18 protein-coding genes are annotated in these 16,521 nt (G+C 39.6%); 2 read left to right on the top strand and 16 right to left on the bottom strand.

The annotated features are described in order from the left end of the window. Positions 1-143 precede the first annotated feature (143 nt). Together Q0017_RS06835 and Q0017_RS06830 are read right to left on the bottom strand one after the other, a co-directional pair. Complete coding sequence (locus Q0017_RS06835) at positions 144-1,193, bottom strand: 3-deoxy-7-phosphoheptulonate synthase (RefSeq protein ID WP_298144453.1); 1,050 nt, start codon at positions 1,191-1,193, stop codon at positions 144-146. Between the two features lie 503 nt (positions 1,194-1,696). Continuing rightward, positions 1,697-2,812 (bottom strand): S-(hydroxymethyl)glutathione dehydrogenase/class III alcohol dehydrogenase, encoded by a 1,116-nt coding sequence (locus tag Q0017_RS06830; protein ID WP_298144450.1) that lies wholly within the window; start codon positions 2,810-2,812, stop codon positions 1,697-1,699. Positions 2,813-2,993: 181 nt separating this feature from the next. Here Q0017_RS06830 and Q0017_RS06825 point away from each other — a divergent pair, with 181 nt between their 5' ends. After that, positions 2,994-4,490 carry a phospholipase D family protein gene (locus tag Q0017_RS06825; protein ID WP_298144447.1) on the top strand — a complete coding sequence of 499 codons (1,497 nt, stop codon included), beginning with the start codon at positions 2,994-2,996 and terminating at the stop codon, positions 4,488-4,490. A gap of 115 nt (positions 4,491-4,605) precedes the next feature. Further along, on the top strand, positions 4,606-5,043 hold the full coding sequence (locus Q0017_RS06820; RefSeq protein WP_298144444.1) for a hypothetical protein: 438 nt from the start codon (positions 4,606-4,608) through the stop codon (positions 5,041-5,043). 10 nt (positions 5,044-5,053) lie between these two features. Here the strand turns inward: Q0017_RS06820 and Q0017_RS06815 are convergent, their stop codons facing one another. The 14 genes from Q0017_RS06815 to Q0017_RS06750 all read right to left on the bottom strand — a co-directional run. Next, positions 5,054-5,638, bottom strand: coding sequence for a uracil-DNA glycosylase family protein (locus tag Q0017_RS06815; RefSeq protein WP_298144441.1), 585 nt, complete (start codon positions 5,636-5,638; stop codon positions 5,054-5,056). Positions 5,639-5,667: 29 nt separating this feature from the next. Further along, positions 5,668-6,393 carry an SGNH/GDSL hydrolase family protein gene (locus Q0017_RS06810; protein ID WP_298144438.1) on the bottom strand — a complete coding sequence of 242 codons (726 nt, stop codon included), beginning with the start codon at positions 6,391-6,393 and terminating at the stop codon, positions 5,668-5,670. A gap of 114 nt (positions 6,394-6,507) precedes the next feature. Next, positions 6,508-7,560 (bottom strand): fatty acid desaturase, encoded by a 1,053-nt coding sequence (locus tag Q0017_RS06805; protein WP_298144436.1) that lies wholly within the window; start codon positions 7,558-7,560, stop codon positions 6,508-6,510. A 217-nt stretch (positions 7,561-7,777) separates the two neighbouring features. Continuing rightward, complete coding sequence (locus Q0017_RS06800; RefSeq protein WP_298144434.1) at positions 7,778-8,476, bottom strand: histidine phosphatase family protein; 699 nt, start codon at positions 8,474-8,476, stop codon at positions 7,778-7,780. A 114-nt stretch (positions 8,477-8,590) separates the two neighbouring features. Then, positions 8,591-9,394, bottom strand: coding sequence for a hypothetical protein (locus Q0017_RS06795; protein WP_298144431.1), 804 nt, complete (start codon positions 9,392-9,394; stop codon positions 8,591-8,593). Between the two features lie 115 nt (positions 9,395-9,509). After that, complete coding sequence (locus tag Q0017_RS06790; protein ID WP_298144429.1) at positions 9,510-9,617, bottom strand: DUF2474 domain-containing protein; 108 nt, start codon at positions 9,615-9,617, stop codon at positions 9,510-9,512. A 9-nt stretch (positions 9,618-9,626) separates the two neighbouring features. After that, positions 9,627-10,634, bottom strand: a complete 1,008-nt coding sequence (cydB, locus tag Q0017_RS06785) for a cytochrome d ubiquinol oxidase subunit II (RefSeq protein WP_298144426.1) — start codon at positions 10,632-10,634, stop codon at positions 9,627-9,629. After that, the gene (locus tag Q0017_RS06780) at positions 10,631-12,052 is read right to left on the bottom strand and encodes a cytochrome ubiquinol oxidase subunit I (protein WP_298144424.1); all 1,422 of its coding nucleotides are present in this window, start codon (positions 12,050-12,052) and stop codon (positions 10,631-10,633) included. Before Q0017_RS06780 ends, cydB begins: the two co-directional genes overlap by 4 nt. 119 nt (positions 12,053-12,171) lie before the next feature. Further along, a complete protein-coding gene (locus Q0017_RS06775) occupies positions 12,172-12,588 on the bottom strand; it encodes a DUF2946 domain-containing protein (RefSeq protein ID WP_298144421.1) in 417 nt (138 codons plus the stop codon). 264 nt (positions 12,589-12,852) lie between these two features. After that, positions 12,853-13,458, bottom strand: a complete 606-nt coding sequence (locus tag Q0017_RS06770) for a nitroreductase family protein (RefSeq protein ID WP_298144418.1) — start codon at positions 13,456-13,458, stop codon at positions 12,853-12,855. A gap of 152 nt (positions 13,459-13,610) precedes the next feature. Then, positions 13,611-14,102, bottom strand: a complete 492-nt coding sequence (locus Q0017_RS06765) for a hypothetical protein (protein ID WP_298144415.1) — start codon at positions 14,100-14,102, stop codon at positions 13,611-13,613. Positions 14,103-14,314: 212 nt separating this feature from the next. After that, entirely contained in the window at positions 14,315-14,872 is a 558-nt protein-coding gene (locus Q0017_RS06760) for a lysozyme (RefSeq protein ID WP_298144413.1), read from the bottom strand. Then, the gene (locus tag Q0017_RS06755) at positions 14,869-15,150 is read right to left on the bottom strand and encodes a holin (protein ID WP_298144410.1); all 282 of its coding nucleotides are present in this window, start codon (positions 15,148-15,150) and stop codon (positions 14,869-14,871) included. The genes Q0017_RS06760 and Q0017_RS06755 overlap by 4 nt, the downstream gene beginning before the upstream one ends. A gap of 49 nt (positions 15,151-15,199) precedes the next feature. Further along, the coding region (locus Q0017_RS06750) for a hypothetical protein (protein ID WP_298144408.1) at positions 15,200-16,521 on the bottom strand (1,322 nt) is incomplete at its 5' end.

Here is a 16,521-nt window from a genome sequence, read left to right as displayed (position 1 = left end):
TTAAGCTTATCCTCATCATGACAAAGACGCCTTTAAAAAACAAATCTTCACTTTGCCAAGTAATCGCCATTTTTTTTCATTTTTTTTAGCTAAGACATAAAAAAAAGACGCTTTATATCGCGTCTTTTTCAAGTGTCTAAGTTTTAGGCGGTTTTTGCCAAGTGCTGTGCTGCAAGTGCATCTGCAACTTGTAAAAATAAGCGTTCGGTTTTCTGCCAACCTAAACAACCATCGGTAATTGATTGACCATATTCCATGTCACTAGAAATTTTTTGTGCACCATCTTGTAAATGACTCTCTAGCATCACACCACGTACCGCCGTGTGCGCACGCTCAGCCACAATGGTCATTAACACATCAGGCTGTAACAATGGATTCTTTGCACTGTTGCCATGACTACAATCAATCACTAAAGCAGGTAGATGAGCAGATTTAAGCTTAATTTTCTCAATTTCAGCCAAGCTATAATTGGGTCCGCTATTGCTGCCACGTAAAATTAAATGTGCTTTAGGATTGCCTTGAGAACTCACTAAACACGGTAAACCATTTTGCCCCAAACCTAAAAACTGATGTGGCTGACTAGCAGATTGAATCGCATCTAAAGCAATTTGAATCGAGCCATCTGTGCCATTTTTAAAGCCTACTGCAAATGGCATATGACTTGAAATTTCACGGTGAATTTGCGACTCACTGGTACGTGCTCCAATGGCACCCCATGCCAACAGATCATCAAAATATGCCGTTGCCATTGGACTTAAAATCTCAGATGCGATCGGCAAACCCATTTCAATGATTTTTAAATACAAAGCACGCGATTTTTCTAAACCCAATGGCATATTGTTAGAACCGTCTAACTGTGGATCGTACAAAAATCCTTTCCAACCGACTGTAGTTCTTGGCTTTTCAATATAAGCACGCATCACAAATACAATGTGCTGATCAAGCTGTTGTTGTAGTTTTTGTAATTTTTCAGCGTATTCAAGCACTGCTGTTTCGTCATGGATTGAACAAGGACCTGTCACAATCATCAAACGTGAATCTTGACCATTTAATATCTGTTGAATGGTTTGACGTTGCTTTGCCACTTGACGTGCTAAAGCGTCATTCAGCGGTAATTTTTGTTTAAGTTGTTGTGGCAATACCAAAGTGGTTTCTTGAGTCGGTTGTTGCAAAGCCGTATTTAAAGCATTCATGATGAGTATTCCTATGGACCAGACGTCCTATCTTTTTATTTGAGCGTTATGGGTCTAAGCGTATGATTGCGTACTGACATTAAGTAAAACCAATACACGTTGCTAAAATATGACTTGTTGAATGTACGCATGAAATTTCTCCAAAAATGACTGACATAAAAAAACCTGAGCGGGTTGCCGCTCAGGTATAAACTGGTGGGCAACCTTTTTATGCCCGAACGCCTTCAGGCAACTATCTAAATTGCCAAAAATAAAAATAAGCGTGAACGGATACAGATTGCCAAAGCATAATGACTGTCTAATAAAATATTGACTTAAGCTTTAACATACGCATTGTTGTTAACTTTGACAATAGTTTTTTTAAAAATATTTCTTGTTCATAGACTTATTTTTATTGCGATGACATTTTAATGGGTGAATAAATCTTATAAATTTTGCTGCAAATAGTAATTGTAAAATGGCATAAAAAAACGGGCATCATGCCCGTTTTTGTAAATAAAATCTTAATCTTGGAAATTAACCACAGAACGGATCGATTTACCTTCATGCATTAAATCAAAAGCATCATTGATTTTATCTAGCCCCATGGTATGGGTGACAAATGGTTCAAGTTGAATCTCACCTTTCATAGCTTCTTCAACCATGCCGGGTAATTCTGAACGACCTTTTACGCCACCAAAGGCTGTACCTTTCCAAGTACGACCAGTCACCAATTGGAATGGGCGTGTTGAAATTTCTTGACCTGAACCTGCCACACCAATGATCACAGATTGCCCCCAACCACGATGCGCACATTCTAAAGCCGAACGCATTACATTGACATTACCAATACATTCAAACGAATGGTCCACGCCCCAACCGGTCATGTCTACAATCACTTCTTGTACAGGTTTGTCATAGTCTTTTGGATTGACAAAGTCTGTTGCACCAAATTCTTCAGCCAACTTAAATTTTTCAGGATTGGTGTCTACAGCAATAATACGACCAGCTTGGGCTTTTTTAGCGCCTTGTACCACAGCCAAACCAATACCGCCTAAGCCAAATACAGCTACGGTATCGCCTTGTTGTACTTTGGCGGTGTTTTTGACTGCACCTAAACCTGTGGTCACGCCACAACCCAATAAGCAAACATGTTCAGGATTTGCATCCGGATTGACTTTTGCCAAAGATACTTCAGCCACCACGGTATATTCAGAAAAGGTTGAGCAGCCCATATAATGATAAATTGGCTCGCCATTATATGAAAAACGCGTGGTGCCATCTGGCATTAAACCTTTACCTTGTGTGGCACGCACTGCAGTACACAGGTTAGTTTTGCCTGATTGACAGAATAAGCATTCACCACATTCAGCCGTATAAAGCGGAATCACATGATCGCCTGGTTGCACAGAGGTGACACTTTCACCCACTTCAACCACAATTCCTGCACCTTCATGCCCAAGCACCGCGGGGAATACCCCTTCAGGATCATCGCCCGACAAAGTAAAAGCATCGGTATGGCAAACACCAGTATGGGTAATTTTAACTAAAACTTCACCTTTTTGAGGTGGTGCCACATCAATTTCTACGATCTGTAGAGGTTGACCTGGCGCAAACGCAACCGCAGCACGAGATTTCATCAAAGAGATTCCTTAAATATTGCGATGATTTAACAGTTTACTAACAGTAACCGCTTTTTATTCTGGGTTTCAAGCGCTAACATCATTTGATTATCTGAATAACATCTAACAGTAGCTTAGTCGCATGAAAGATACGCAAATAATAAAAATAACCAGCTTGATACTCACCACTAGTATACTCATGGGCTGTGATCTTGCACCTAATTTAGCCAAATCTGATCCAACGCTACAGTTACCTCCGCAACATTGGCTAAATGATGAACATAGCGCTCAACAGCTTGAAAAGGGTTTAACAGCTTATCTTGCTTTAGATGATGCCTTTTTAAGTCTTGCTTCACGTTTGTATTTAATTCGCCAAGCCAAACATCATCTGGATTTGCAGTATTACATGTGGAACGATGACGAAATTGGTCGCATGATGTTGGCTGAGCTGTTAAAAGCAGCAGATCGTGGGGTAAAAATTCGTCTTTTGCTTGATGATCAAAATGGTACGCAACTCGATCCCCAATTACAGGCTTTAAGCCAACATCCCAACTTTGCCATTAAACTGTTTAACCCGTATAAATTTCGCAACTTTCGCGTTTTAGATTACACCTTACGTCTGCAACAGGTGAATCATCGCATGCATAATAAATTAATTATTGCCGATGGCAGTATTGCCGTGACCGGTGGACGCAATATTAGTCGAGAGTACTTTGATGCCAGTGATGATTTTCAGTTTACCGATTTAGATATTTTGTTTTATGGCACGGCGCTAAAAGCGGCCAACCAATTGTTTTTAGACTTTTGGAATGATGAGTTAAGTTATAGCAGCAAACAAATTTTGCCTCACTCTAATTCAAATGCTTTAAATGACTTACGTCGTGCATATCAAAGTGAGATTTTTGCTCAAGCCACTACACAGCAAAAAATACAAACAGCCGAAGTTGATATTCAACAGCAACTTAAACAGCATCCCATTCAATGGGCGAAAGCACATTTTGTTGGTGATCACCCTGATAAAATTCGTGGTCAAGCCAGTGACCATCAATTAATTTCAAAACAAATGACTCATTTGATGGGACAACCCAAACAACAGCTTGAATTGGTTTCGGCTTACTTTGTACCCACCCCAAGGGGCACGCATTATTTAAGCCAATTGGCCAAACAAAATGTAAGGGTCAGAATATTAACCAATTCTTTAGTAGCCAATGACGTGGCATTGGTACATGCATTTTATCAAAAATACCGCTACCCACTGCTCAAAAGCGGTGTAGAGCTGTATGAATTTAAACCCTATATTGAGCGGTTGGATCGAACTTGGTATGAGCGCCTGACGGGTAATTTAATTCCAGCCAAAGGTAAAAATCATTCGAGTTTACATGCTAAATTTTTTGATATGGATGGCAAAGTTTTTATTGGTTCATTTAATTTTGATCCACGCTCAGCGCATTTAAATAGCGAAGTGGGTTTGGTGGTGGAATCTAGTATATTACAGCAACAAATTACCCAAAGTTTAGAACAGTACTTACCGCATGTTGCTTATCAACTTAAACTCAATCAAGATGATCAAATTGTATGGCATGAACAAAAGTCAGACGGCTCAGTCATACAACATACTCACGACCCTGAAACCACCGCTTTTCAGCGTATGGCAATTTATGCCGTGTCATTTTTACCCATTGAATGGTTAATGTAACCACATAAGATAAAAAATATCTGAGCTGAGTGTTGTTTTAGCTTAAAGTAGCCAACAAATTTACTCACCTGCTGATTTGTTTTAAGATGCGGTTTTTATTATCCCATCTCCTTGTATGCAATTTTTAGATCTTCAGCGTCAATTTAATTTCAATGATCTGCTCACGCCTTACACAACACTTGCTCAACTTGGCGGTCAAGATTGGGTATTAGCAAAGGTGCGTGTTGAACACGATTGTCTGCATGAAAGCGCGCATTTAAATGGTCAAGTGGTACTACAGTCCGATCAAGCGATTCATATTGAACTCGATTGGGTGATTGTTGATACCGGTCATGAGCTACAGGTCTTATTTAAAGGCATTGAAACTCAAGATTTTGGTGCAAGTCGTTTAATGGTCAGTGGTGCTCAAGTGGTAGATGCCGAGCAACAAGTGATTTCAGCCGAAGCGCTTAGTCTGTGGTTAGATGCTACTTTGTTGCCTATGTTGCCGACTTTACGCCGTGATATTAAAGCGCGTTTAAATTTATGGGATTATGTTGAATATGATGTTTAATTAACTTAGGCTATTTTAATAAACCTATAGCCTGAAAAACATCAGCATATGCAGCAGCTTTTTTCTCAAGAGCTAAGGGATAAGCTCTTGAGGAAGATGGCAAACGGTAGAGCTTTAACTCACGTTGTGCAAAATACGTTTCACTCATTTCACCTATTTTAGGCTTTATCGTGCCTACAGGCATAGCCTCTAGCAACGTGTCTGTGGCTTTATCACCTGTGGTCATAATATGCTGACAATGCGGGATTTGAGCCAATAATGCATTTAAATCTGTCGGCGTATAAATCTGTAAAAACTTATCTGCCGCGTTATTGTTTAAACGAATCACTTGATAAGCTGTATCATAAATCGCGATGCCAATTTCAGTTAAAAAATCACGTATTTTTTGTTCATAAAAACATGTATTGACCACATCTAAAAAATAATAAGCGTCTTTAAAAAAGATCAGCCCAAAGATTTTCCACATATCATTTTGATAATTAGGATAGTAAAACTGCATTTTCCAGCGATGTGGTTGCGGAGGAAATGAGCCTAACATCAATAATTTAGCATTATGGGGTAAAAAAGGTGGCAAAGGATGGGTTTCGATGCGCATAGTGGTTACCTTTAATCTGCAAGTGACTGTTAAGACGGATGAGTCATTAATCTATGTTTAATGTTTTTGGCCATTTTATCTGCCCAAAACGCATAAATTTCAGCACTTGGATGAAAACCATCACTGGCCATCTGCAGATTCATGGCTTGATACTCTGCCAAATCATACGCTAAGCCAAGCATGTTAGGCTGTGATGTCATATAACGCTGTAAAGATTGGTTCATTTCTTTGGCATATTGCCCAAGTAACCATGCCATGGGCTGTGGCAAGGCAGGAAAAAGATGCATTGGGGGCACACTTGCCACCACAATCAATTTTGGATTAAATTTATGTTGAATAATGCGATATAACCGCTGTTGCTGTGCCAACCATGCTTGAGGTGAAATGAGGCGAGTCACATCATTCACGCCAATTGAACTGATCACCACGTCAAAATGTTGTATGGGTAATTTTTGAACGGCTTTTCTGAGTTGCGCTGTAGTACACCCACTTTTGGCTTCTAATTGATAGCTAATCTGATAATCAGCTTGTAAACGCTGCAATAACTGCCCAAGCAAAGCCTGACTTTGTTGCTCAACCCCTACTCCTGCTGCGGCAGAATCCCCCACAATCAAGATTGATAATGCATCTCCTTGCCCACATTTTCCTTGACGGGCGCCACTCGGCTCGGCTAAACGTGGGGTATTTTTCTTCACATATTTGGCTTGCATGGCAAGGATTGGTAATAAGCCCAAAGTGGCAATTTTTAATTTCATAGATCATTTCACTTTTATGGTCGCTTGAGCTTAAAAACAATACACGCTAGAGGCAAGCATTTAGACATAAAAAAAGCCAGACCTCAGTCTAGCTTTTGATGATCAAATTGAATATTAAGCTTTATTCCAACGATTGACACGCTTAAACGTACCATAATCATTAAAACGTACACCCACCTCACGCATGACTTTATGTGCAGTTTTTGACGTCATTTGGCGAATATAAAACGGTTCTTTTACCACAAAATGATGGATCGCATGGGTGGAACCAAAGTTACAGCAGAAAATTTGGAATGGTACTAACCACCACGGCGTCAACACTTGGGTTTGTTTAATCACATCACGTGGGTCAATGTCGCCATAATAATGCATATTTGAGCTCACAAACTGTAGGCTAAATGAGCGAATAAAGTTTGGAATCACCCAGACCACAGCTAAGAAATTCACCACTTTCATGGCAGCTAAAGTATTCGTTGACCATTCTACTGCCGAACCAAACCAAACCGCCATATGATCGACCACGTGGAAAATCACAAAACAGTACCATAAACCGTAGTACATTAAACCCAACGGAATAAAGCCCAAAATTTGTGAAATCACGGTACGACGACGCTCATTTTCAGGCTGTTTTGAGATAAACAGTTTCAGCATCTTCAACATTTGTATAGGACGTAAATATACCGTCATTAACTGATCACTGGTGATTAAAATACGGCGCAGACCCCACGGCATGCCATTACCAATACCACGTTCTTCTAGGTCGTGTTCTGTGCCTGAAAACTTGTGGTGATGCAAATGCATGCGTCGACGTGTCCATGGGCTAATTGTATTTGGACGCGCTAACCACACCAAGCTCATCATAATATGATGCGCAACTTTGTTCTTTTTAAAATACATATAATGAATCAGATCATGCTCTAATTCATGCGTCAAAGATGCAAAGATCGCAATTAATGGAATACATGCCCACGCAGGCAAAATCCCAAATGCGTACAATGCAGCACAGCCAAGCATACCTGATAACGCAAATACCAAAATGCTCGCACCAATAAAGTCTTGATGCTTTAAAATGGGATGACGTTCACGTAGCTCCTCTCCTGCTTGAGTAACCACAGTTCGAACCTTTTGAATCCGTTGTTGGTCTGTCATCTCTGAGGAAATTGACATATGCAAAACCTTTAATTTATGGACAGTTGTACATTAAATCAAATTTATAAAAAAAGAATCGGCTAATGTGTTTTTTTTAGCGGGTTTGCTTAAATTTTAATCAATTTTAACTTTTGCTTGCCATTTTCTTTAAATTTGTGACCATTTTAAATAAATAGTTAGAAATAAGAATCATTCTACTTATTTACATTTTCATGTGAATTTGCCTGTTTATTACTTAAAGCCAAGTTAGTAAATCAGGCTGCTGCTCAAGCAAATAATGATGTTCATTTAAACTACACAAATTAAGCTGACCATCTACATAGGTGAGTGTGGTAAAACTTGCGTTGGTAATTTGCCAATTAACTGCAAAAGTCTGTTGTGCCGATAAACCAAGCACCTGTGCCGCGGCCACCGAAATTACTCCGCCGGAGGTAAACACCACAACTACAGGTGGCGCATGCATTGTAATCTCATGGCAGAGTGCCTCCAAACCTTGTTTGACACGCTGCTGAAAATCCAACCATGTTTCTTGATACTGATGCTCGGGATTGCCCTCACTCCAACGCTGCATGGCTGGATAAAACAGTTGGGCTAAATAATCGCGTGGCTGTTTTACCTGTTTTAATTGTTGCTGTAACCACTGCAGCTCGGCCAAGCGTGAATCATATTGCGCCAATACATGTTGGTGGTCAAACTCATTCCACAGCGTAGAGGTATGAATATCTGCCTGAGCAAATGAAGCTGCTAAGGCCAACTGTGCAGTTTGCTGATGACGCTGTAAAGCGCCTGCCACGACATAAGGTTGCTGTTGAATCACGCGTTTAAAGTACTGCCCTAAAACTTTGGCCTGCATCTGACCACGTTCAGATAGCTGATCATAGTTGGCTGCACCAAACGACGCTTGTCCGTGGCGGACCAAATAAATTTTTGTCATTTTCAATAACCTTGTGATTTGTTCATAGGCGATTTAAACATCTTTACTAAGTGCTAGATTTTAAGTACATATTGCATAAAAAAGCAGCCGAAGCTGCTCACTACTGATTTGAGTTTAGGCACTCATTTTGTGTAGCATTTCTTGTTGATGCTTATACACCGTGTCACTAAATTCACCTAATACCGAAACTTTTTCAAACACATGTTCGCCATACATCAAATCATCAATAAAGCGCTCGGCATCTGTACGCGATAAATCGCATAATTTGGCAATTAAAGGCGAGTTGTCATAGGCAATTTGTTGACTGACCTGTGCCAAAGCTTCATCTTTACGTTTCCAAAATAGCTTCTTGGTTTGTATGTCGGTTAATTCAATAGCACTAAAGCTTGAGCAGATCTCAAAAATTTCTACAGCGTAGTACGCCATGAACTGTTGTTTAAGTTCGGCAATTAATTGTTGCTGACCTAAAGTCACAATGGTTTTGGCATTTGGATCAAGTAAGGCTTGTAACAGACTGGCCACATAAAACTCAGTTGGGCTGAGTTGAGTTTCACTTAAAGCCAAACAAAGCTGCATATTGTTTAACGATTGTGCTTTGGCTGAGGCTAAAGCGTCAATACGGAAATAATGTTGATAAAAGTCAGTTAACCAAGCTTCAGCTTGTGCAACATAATGTGTGCTGTGATCTAACACACTGCATAATAGTGGCGCAATAGCATAGCTAATCGATGGGGTTTGTTCACTTTGTTGCAGCACATACAATTGGGTTACAGGTTGTAAGGCACGCTTTTCAGCAGCTTGGTTTAAACCTCGTTGCAATGTCTCTACATCTTTACAGTCCAAATACAGCAAAATATGTTTAAGCTGTTGTTCACTCAGCGCGAAGGCATGAAAGAGGTTTTGCAATTCTAAGGACATAGCACTCAACTGATCGCCAATAAAGCGCAGTATTTTAGCAAAAAATCTGCTGCTTTTCTGTACTTTTTATCATAAAAATGGCTCGTTTAACGAGCCATTTTAGAATACATTTCACTTAATAAGCCAATTGCACCAACATCCTAAATGCTCCTGCAATCAAGGCCAATGCGATAAAACCTGTCAGCCACAGCACAATAAACCACTGTGTTTGCGATAGTTTCATGGTTGACTCCTAGTGATAACCGTCATCGCCTATACGTACTTTGTCACGAAATACCCAATACGATGCAATGGTATACATTAAGATAATTGGAATTAGAACTAAAGCACCAATTAAGGCAAACAACTGACTACTCTCAGGTGCTGCCGCCTGCCAAATAGTAAGCGACGGCGGAATGATATAAGGCCATAGACTAATCATAAAGCCTGTATATGCTAAAAACATCAGCGCCAGCGTATACATAAATGGACGTAACTCATAACCCTGACGACAAGCACGAATCGCCAAAAAGGTAAATAACACCACCAATAATGGCACAGGACTTAAATACATCACTAAATCAGGATTAAACCAACGTGCAGCAATATCGGGATGCGCCATTGGGGTATAAATACTGACCGCTGCAAAAATCACAAACAACGCTATGAGTAATTTTGGCATCAAGTGGTACATGTCTTTTTGCAAACGTTCTACAGTTTTAAAAATTAACCAACCACAGCCCAATGCGGCATACAATACCACCACGCCGACACCCGTAAATAAAGAAAACGGCGTTAACCAATCCCAACCATCTCCGGTATATATCCCTAAAGCATTGGTTGGAATACCTTGAATATATGCCCCTAAAATCACCCCTTGACAGAAACTTGCAAAAACAGACCCCCCAATAAAGGCACGATCCCACCAATGTTGTGAACGCTGTGATTTAAAACGAAATTCAAAAGCCACCCCACGAAAAATGAGTGCAATCACCATGAAAGTAATAGGTAAATATAAAGCCGATAGTACTGTGGCATATACCACAGGAAAAGCAGCAAACAAGGCAGCACCACCTAGCACCATCCATGTTTCATTGCCATCCCAAACTGGTGCAACGGTATTCATCATGACATCGCGTTCTTGTTTGTCTTTGATAAATGGAAATAAAATCCCAATCCCTAAATCAAAACCATCTAGCATTACATAAATAAAGACACCTATGGCGATGATGACCACCCAAATCAAAGATAAATCAATCATTGTTTGTGCTCCTCATCGGCTAAACCTTCTTTGATGCTGCTCAGTGGACGTTTAGATGCCAAGATAATGTCTTGTTCGTTGGCCGGTTGTGAATGGATAAATTCAGGCCCTTTATGCAGCAGACGCAACATATAGTAAATGCCAATTCCAAACACCACACAGTACACCAGTACAAATAAGATTAAGGTAAAGCCGACTTGCTCAGCAGATACCGCAGATAGAGCATCTTTGGTTCGCATAACCCCATAAATTACCCAAGGCTGACGGCCCACTTCTGTGGTAAACCAACCGGCAAGCACGGCAATAAAACCCGATGGACCCATAATTAAAGCAAAGCGTTGTAAATTTTTATTGTCATATAAAGCTTCTTTACGGCGTGACCATAGACCCCAAAGTGCCAATAGAATCATCAAGACACCTAAGCCCACCATAATACGGAAACTCCAAAACACCACAGGTGAATTTGGACGATCTTCAGGTGCAAACTCTTTTAAGCCTGTCACTTTACCATCTAGGGTGTGGGTCATAATCAAGCTACCCAAGTTTGGAATACCAATGGCATATTTGGTTTCTTCGGCTTGCATATCCGGCATACCAAATAAATACAGTGGCATACCATGATCATGGTTGGTGTCCCAATGTCCCTCAATGGCTGCTAATTTGGCAGGTTGATATTTCAGGGTATTTAAACCATGGAAGTCACCAATCACTGCTTGCAGCGGCGCAAGTATTAAAATTAACCAAAGTGCCATCGAAAAAGAGGTTTTGACTAAACGGTCACGGCGACCCTTTAATAAATGCCAAGCAGCAGTTGCTGCAACCAATAATGCGGACACTAAAAAGGCAGCGGCTGCCATATGTAACAAACGATACGGAAACGATGGATTAAACACAATCGCAAACCAATCTTCAGGCACAATCAGACCATTTTGAATACTAAAGCCTTGTGGTGTTTGCATCCAACTATTGGATGATAAAATCCAAAACATGGAAATACAGGTACCAATAGCGACCATCAGTGTGGCAAAAAAATGCGCACGCGGTCCAACCCGTCCCCAACCAAACAACATAATGCCCAAAAAGCCAGCTTCTAAGAAGAAAGCACTTAACACTTCATAGGTGAGTAAAGGTCCAGTGACACTACCTGCCACACGGGAAAATTCACTCCAATTGGTGCCAAATTGGTAACTCATGACCACACCTGACACCACCCCCATCCCAAAAGCCACAGCAAAGATTTTGACCCAAAATTTAAATAAATCTTGATAGACCGGATCTTTGGTTTTGAGCCAACGGTATTCTAATACCGCCAAGAAACTGGCTAAGCCAATCGAAATCGCTGGAAAAATAATATGGAACGAGACAGTAAATGCAAACTGAATACGCGCCAATTCTAAAGCAGTTAGACCTAAATTCATGCTACCACCTCAAATATCGGCTGATTTTTGGCAATACGTTGCCCATCCCACAACATGTAGGAAAATTGAAAAAATGACATGTAAATTACTCAATAAAAACTTAAAAAAAAGAATTCAAGTTACAGAGCAATTGGGGGCGCACGACCTTGTGGCATGAGAAAGAGGCGTTGCAGAGCAAAATAGATCTGCTTATGATTTTGAATAAATGCCAAATAACGAACTTGAATCCGATCAATAACTTGATCAACATTTAAATTTAAAGGCAATACAGTATCTGCATGCACGGTACAATATTGGCAATGATGATTATTCAAATCATGAACATGTTCATGGTGATAAACGAGAAGTCGCTTAAAATCAAACTCATCAGATTGATCAGCATGATCATGCGTGTCGATTGGAGTAAGAAGACGATGTGTCAAAGCATGGCAAGCCGGAGCAATGTGATACTGCTCTGGCAATAACGGCTGTAAGTGTACCGCTAACTGTAATAACACTGCGGCAAACACCAGCAGTAAACCACCACGTCTTAGCATTTCTGCATCCCACCACAAACGGATAAGAAGATTGCTAAACCTTTGATATGAAATACACAAAAGTTTACATAAACCCAATATAGATTATAAAAACATATTTTAAAAGCATTTTTTGCTTTTTTATTCACCAATATGAAGATTAGTTGCTTGTGTTATTTTTAATCTGATTTTATTTGTAAAAGAATGAGGCTTGTTATATTTTAACCAAATTGGTGTGGCTTTTTAGCCTATAAAAAAAGCCTCGCGATTGCGAGGCTTTTGATTTTAAGCACCAAAGACTTTAAAACGTTCAGCGTCATCCATATAGGTTTTGTCGTTTGGCTCGCCTTCAACTGAACCAAACACCAATTGGGCACGCAGTTTCCATGTTACAGGTATATTCCACTGTGCATGAACTTGTTGATCTACAATCGGATTATAGTGCTGTAAAGATGCACCTAGGCCTTCAATGGATAGAGCCGTCCATGTAGCAAACTGCGCAATTGCAGTAGAATGTTCTGCCCAAACAGGAAAATTGTCTGCATACGATGGGAAATTGGTTTGTAAACCTGTCACCACCTCTTGATCTTCAAAAAATAAAACCGTACCAAGACCTGCTGCAAAACTATCTATTTTGGCATCAGTTTTTGCGGCACTTTCAGCATCTTTGGCATAAGCTTTTAACTGCTCTTTCACCAAATCCCAAAATTTTTCATGTTCTGCATTAAATAAAATCACTGCACGTGAAGATTGTGAGTTAAATGATGATGGGCTTTGTTTAATGGTATTTTGAATCAAATCAGTTAAGTAAGTAGGCGTTTGCTCAACATTTTTACCAATGGCATAAATACTACGTCGTTTTTCAATAAGTTGTAAAAACTGATTTGACATCTAAATTTCCTCACATGGATGGGCAGAAAGTATTTTAAGTCACAATTGTAACAAGATCATTAAGTTCAACAATTGAAGTTTTGTGATTTTAAGTGAAAAATAATGCAATTTCATGCTAAAAAAATCCTCCGCTTGGGAGGATTTTACTTGATTTAAATTTGCGCATTCAGTACCGGTTGTGGCACATAACCTTTCCAAAGATCACGTAAAGTAGGTAAATAGAATTTTTCACCCAACTCAACCAACTCTGCATCAATTAAAGTATGCATATGATGTAGTAATAAATAATCAAGTTGCATATTCGAAAGCTTTTGGTTTTTGTGTGACCATTGTTTACGTTGTTGTTGCGCGTTTTTCACCAATTGGTCAGCAAAGTTTTTATTTTTAAACTGTGCAATGGCACTCAAACGTAATTCAACCACACCCCACCCTGTCAGTAATAACTTAAAGATTTCAAAATCTTTGGTGGTGGATTCCCAAGTCATTTCTTCTAAGTCTTCACTCTCTGGTAATACAGGTAAAATTAATTCCATGACGCTTGGAAATATTTTTTTAAAATTAAGAATAAATTTAACAGGATGTTCACCCGGATAATCCTTAAATTGCACCTGTTTTCGAACATCTGTTAAATAAATAGAAAGCATTGAGATAACCTGTAAGTAAGATGCTGTTTTTATTATGTTTATTTTAATGGTTGCAAAATTGATGCAAAATAAACACAAAACAGCAGTAAAAAACGAAGTATATTTTAGCAATTATGCCATCTTATTCAATGTTTTTAAGATCTGAATGATTTTATTCAGAAAAGGCCAAAATAGCCCTTAATTAAAAGCCCTCATTTGAGGGCTTTTTTGTTTTAAGGCTTCAAAAACAACGTACGCTCAGCTGCACGACGATTCACTAAGCCATTTAAGACTTTGCCTTTAGATTTATTCCATACTAAAAATTGATCTGCTACTCCGTTGTAGTCAGCCGCATTCAATTTTTTAAGTAATGTTGAGCTTTTAAACGCAGCTTCGCCAATGTTGTAGGTTAGAGAGACGAGTGCATCAAACTGGTTTTGATTGATCGGCACAGTCACAGCATCGCTCACGCACTTTTGAAAGCGCTGCAGATCGTGATTTTTGTAAGCCTTGGCTTGTTCAACTGTGCATGTATCGCCTTTTTTAACTCGTTGACCATGTGGGTAAACCGTAGTTCCCCACCCGATCGTCCAAACGTTTGCCGGGCATAAATAAGCTTTGAGCTGCAAACTTTCAAAGCCTGCAATAAATTCGACACCTTTTGAGCTGATTGTTTTTTGCAAATCTTCAGCAATGCCAACCTCATTCAATGCACGATCCAACACATCAACTTGTGATTGAGAAAGTTTGCCTAATACGCCACGAATAAGATCAAAAATTTGTTTCTTCATTTCATGCCCCAACCAGTTGCCCGACGTTTCAACCAAGATTCAACAAATGTACTTCCTAAAATACCAAGTGCTGATGCTGCTGCAATCAGTACCAGTGGATTTACATCTGGTATTTGCAATACGATTGCCCCTGCGATCGTAGAAGTCGCTGCGCCTAAAATTGTCCGACCAATAATTAAACGCCATGTTAGCTTTTCATCGGATACAAGCAAATTTGCAAAGCCAATCAGTGCTCCGATTACAATAATAAAAAGTAAGTTTTTTTCATGTTCCTGCATAGCAGTCCCTATATTTTGGTAATAAAAAACCCGCCGTGGCGGGTGTGATTTATACTTTGATCCAGTTCGGTGCTGTTGCTTTTAAAATCACTAATCCGTTTGGACTTGATTCCGGCTGAATTACAGTAATAATGTTACCTTGCGCTGTTGGACCAAGTGCTGCCCACATCCGCACGGATGTCGGATGTTCATACATAAAATGCGCTTTTCTGCCATCCACAGTCGCAATAATTTGTGGCTTATAGTTTGTGCCCTCAGTTTTATCAGCAACAAAGTACGTTGGGGTGGTTGGGTGCCAGTCTTTTTTGAACGGCAACCCAAAAACATTCGTCAATTCTTCTGAATCATTGATGATGAATAAAGGCTGAATGATTGGATGCTTATCTTTGCCGTTTCGATAATAAACATAGACACCATTTGGAGCTCGATCAGATCCAAAGATTACACAATCAGGAAGTGCTTGAATTCCTGTGTATTGAACTTCCTCAGAACCTTGAATAAATGTCCACGTTTGTCCCAAATCATCACTGAAATAAGATGCCGTATTTGGTCTATCACCAACGGCAACCCAAATTCTATTGTAGTAAGGATCGTATGCTGCGGTGTGCGTATGAGCTGAATCAGTTAGTAGTGGTCTACCTGCAACTTCTTGCGTATACAAGTTAAAGATTAAGTTAAATGTTTCACCATAATCTGTTGATAAATAGACATGCTTTGCACCGTTAGCGCCACGCAATCCATACTCATTTGCCACTACAACATTTTGATAGACACTTAGTCCCCATGTGTTATTGATATCAGCTTGTGTAGAAAGTATTTCAAATACTTCTTTAAAAGTCGCAACACTCGGATCGTTGCGATCATAGCCAACGGTTTTATATAATTTACCTTTAATACTTTGAGCTTCATTTCTTGAGCAGTAAATTAATAGCTCACCATCTGCCAATGTCCTAATTGCTAAGATGGTTTGTGGTAAAGACACAGTGCCGACCTGAACTTTTGTAGTCCACTCATCTTTACTTTGAATCAACTGTGCACCATACGCACCATATATCACAGCACCATCTTCTGACATCCAGTACGGGCGGCGCCATGTTTGCTCAATTTCAACAAAATTAAGTGTTGGGAAAGATGGTTCATACGCTTGCTCAAAAAGAGGTCTTGTTACTGTATTTTCTTCATTGCCCTCATTGTTGCTTTCTGATTTTTGAATATAGCTAGGTTTTAAGAAAATCCCAAAATCCTCATACTGAAGTAAATTTTCACCCTTATTCATCATTATTTCATTTACATCATTTGTTCCTGAAATTCGAAAGTATTTAGCTAATGAGATAGCTGAATTTGTATATGTCGCATTACCAGCTTCATTAT

This window comes from uncultured Acinetobacter sp., from assembly GCF_947624825.1.
GTDB lineage: Bacteria > Pseudomonadota > Gammaproteobacteria > Pseudomonadales > Moraxellaceae > Acinetobacter.
This window is presented reverse-complemented; position numbering and strand designations above follow the sequence as displayed.

What these genes read in the sequence shown, in the direction of transcription:
- Q0017_RS06835 (WP_298144453.1), bottom strand. Translation starts at nt 1,193, where the DNA reads ATGAATGCTTTAAATACGGCTTTGCAACAACCGACTCAAGAAACCACT.
- Q0017_RS06830 (WP_298144450.1), bottom strand. Translation starts at nt 2,812, where the DNA reads ATGAAATCTCGTGCTGCGGTTGCGTTTGCGCCAGGTCAACCTCTACAG.
- Q0017_RS06825 (WP_298144447.1), top strand. Translation starts at nt 2,994, where the DNA reads ATGGGCTGTGATCTTGCACCTAATTTAGCCAAATCTGATCCAACGCTA.
- Q0017_RS06820 (WP_298144444.1), top strand. Translation starts at nt 4,606, where the DNA reads ATGCAATTTTTAGATCTTCAGCGTCAATTTAATTTCAATGATCTGCTC.
- Q0017_RS06815 (WP_298144441.1), bottom strand. Translation starts at nt 5,638, where the DNA reads ATGCGCATCGAAACCCATCCTTTGCCACCTTTTTTACCCCATAATGCT.
- Q0017_RS06810 (WP_298144438.1), bottom strand. Translation starts at nt 6,393, where the DNA reads ATGAAATTAAAAATTGCCACTTTGGGCTTATTACCAATCCTTGCCATG.
- Q0017_RS06805 (WP_298144436.1), bottom strand. Translation starts at nt 7,560, where the DNA reads ATGTCAATTTCCTCAGAGATGACAGACCAACAACGGATTCAAAAGGTT.
- Q0017_RS06800 (WP_298144434.1), bottom strand. Translation starts at nt 8,476, where the DNA reads ATGACAAAAATTTATTTGGTCCGCCACGGACAAGCGTCGTTTGGTGCA.
- Q0017_RS06795 (WP_298144431.1), bottom strand. Translation starts at nt 9,394, where the DNA reads ATGTCCTTAGAATTGCAAAACCTCTTTCATGCCTTCGCGCTGAGTGAA.
- Q0017_RS06790 (WP_298144429.1), bottom strand. Translation starts at nt 9,617, where the DNA reads ATGAAACTATCGCAAACACAGTGGTTTATTGTGCTGTGGCTGACAGGT.
- cydB (WP_298144426.1), bottom strand. Translation starts at nt 10,634, where the DNA reads ATGATTGATTTATCTTTGATTTGGGTGGTCATCATCGCCATAGGTGTC.
- Q0017_RS06780 (WP_298144424.1), bottom strand. Translation starts at nt 12,052, where the DNA reads ATGAATTTAGGTCTAACTGCTTTAGAATTGGCGCGTATTCAGTTTGCA.
- Q0017_RS06775 (WP_298144421.1), bottom strand. Translation starts at nt 12,588, where the DNA reads ATGCTAAGACGTGGTGGTTTACTGCTGGTGTTTGCCGCAGTGTTATTA.
- Q0017_RS06770 (WP_298144418.1), bottom strand. Translation starts at nt 13,458, where the DNA reads ATGTCAAATCAGTTTTTACAACTTATTGAAAAACGACGTAGTATTTAT.
- Q0017_RS06765 (WP_298144415.1), bottom strand. Translation starts at nt 14,102, where the DNA reads ATGCTTTCTATTTATTTAACAGATGTTCGAAAACAGGTGCAATTTAAG.
- Q0017_RS06760 (WP_298144413.1), bottom strand. Translation starts at nt 14,872, where the DNA reads ATGAAGAAACAAATTTTTGATCTTATTCGTGGCGTATTAGGCAAACTT.
- Q0017_RS06755 (WP_298144410.1), bottom strand. Translation starts at nt 15,150, where the DNA reads ATGCAGGAACATGAAAAAAACTTACTTTTTATTATTGTAATCGGAGCA.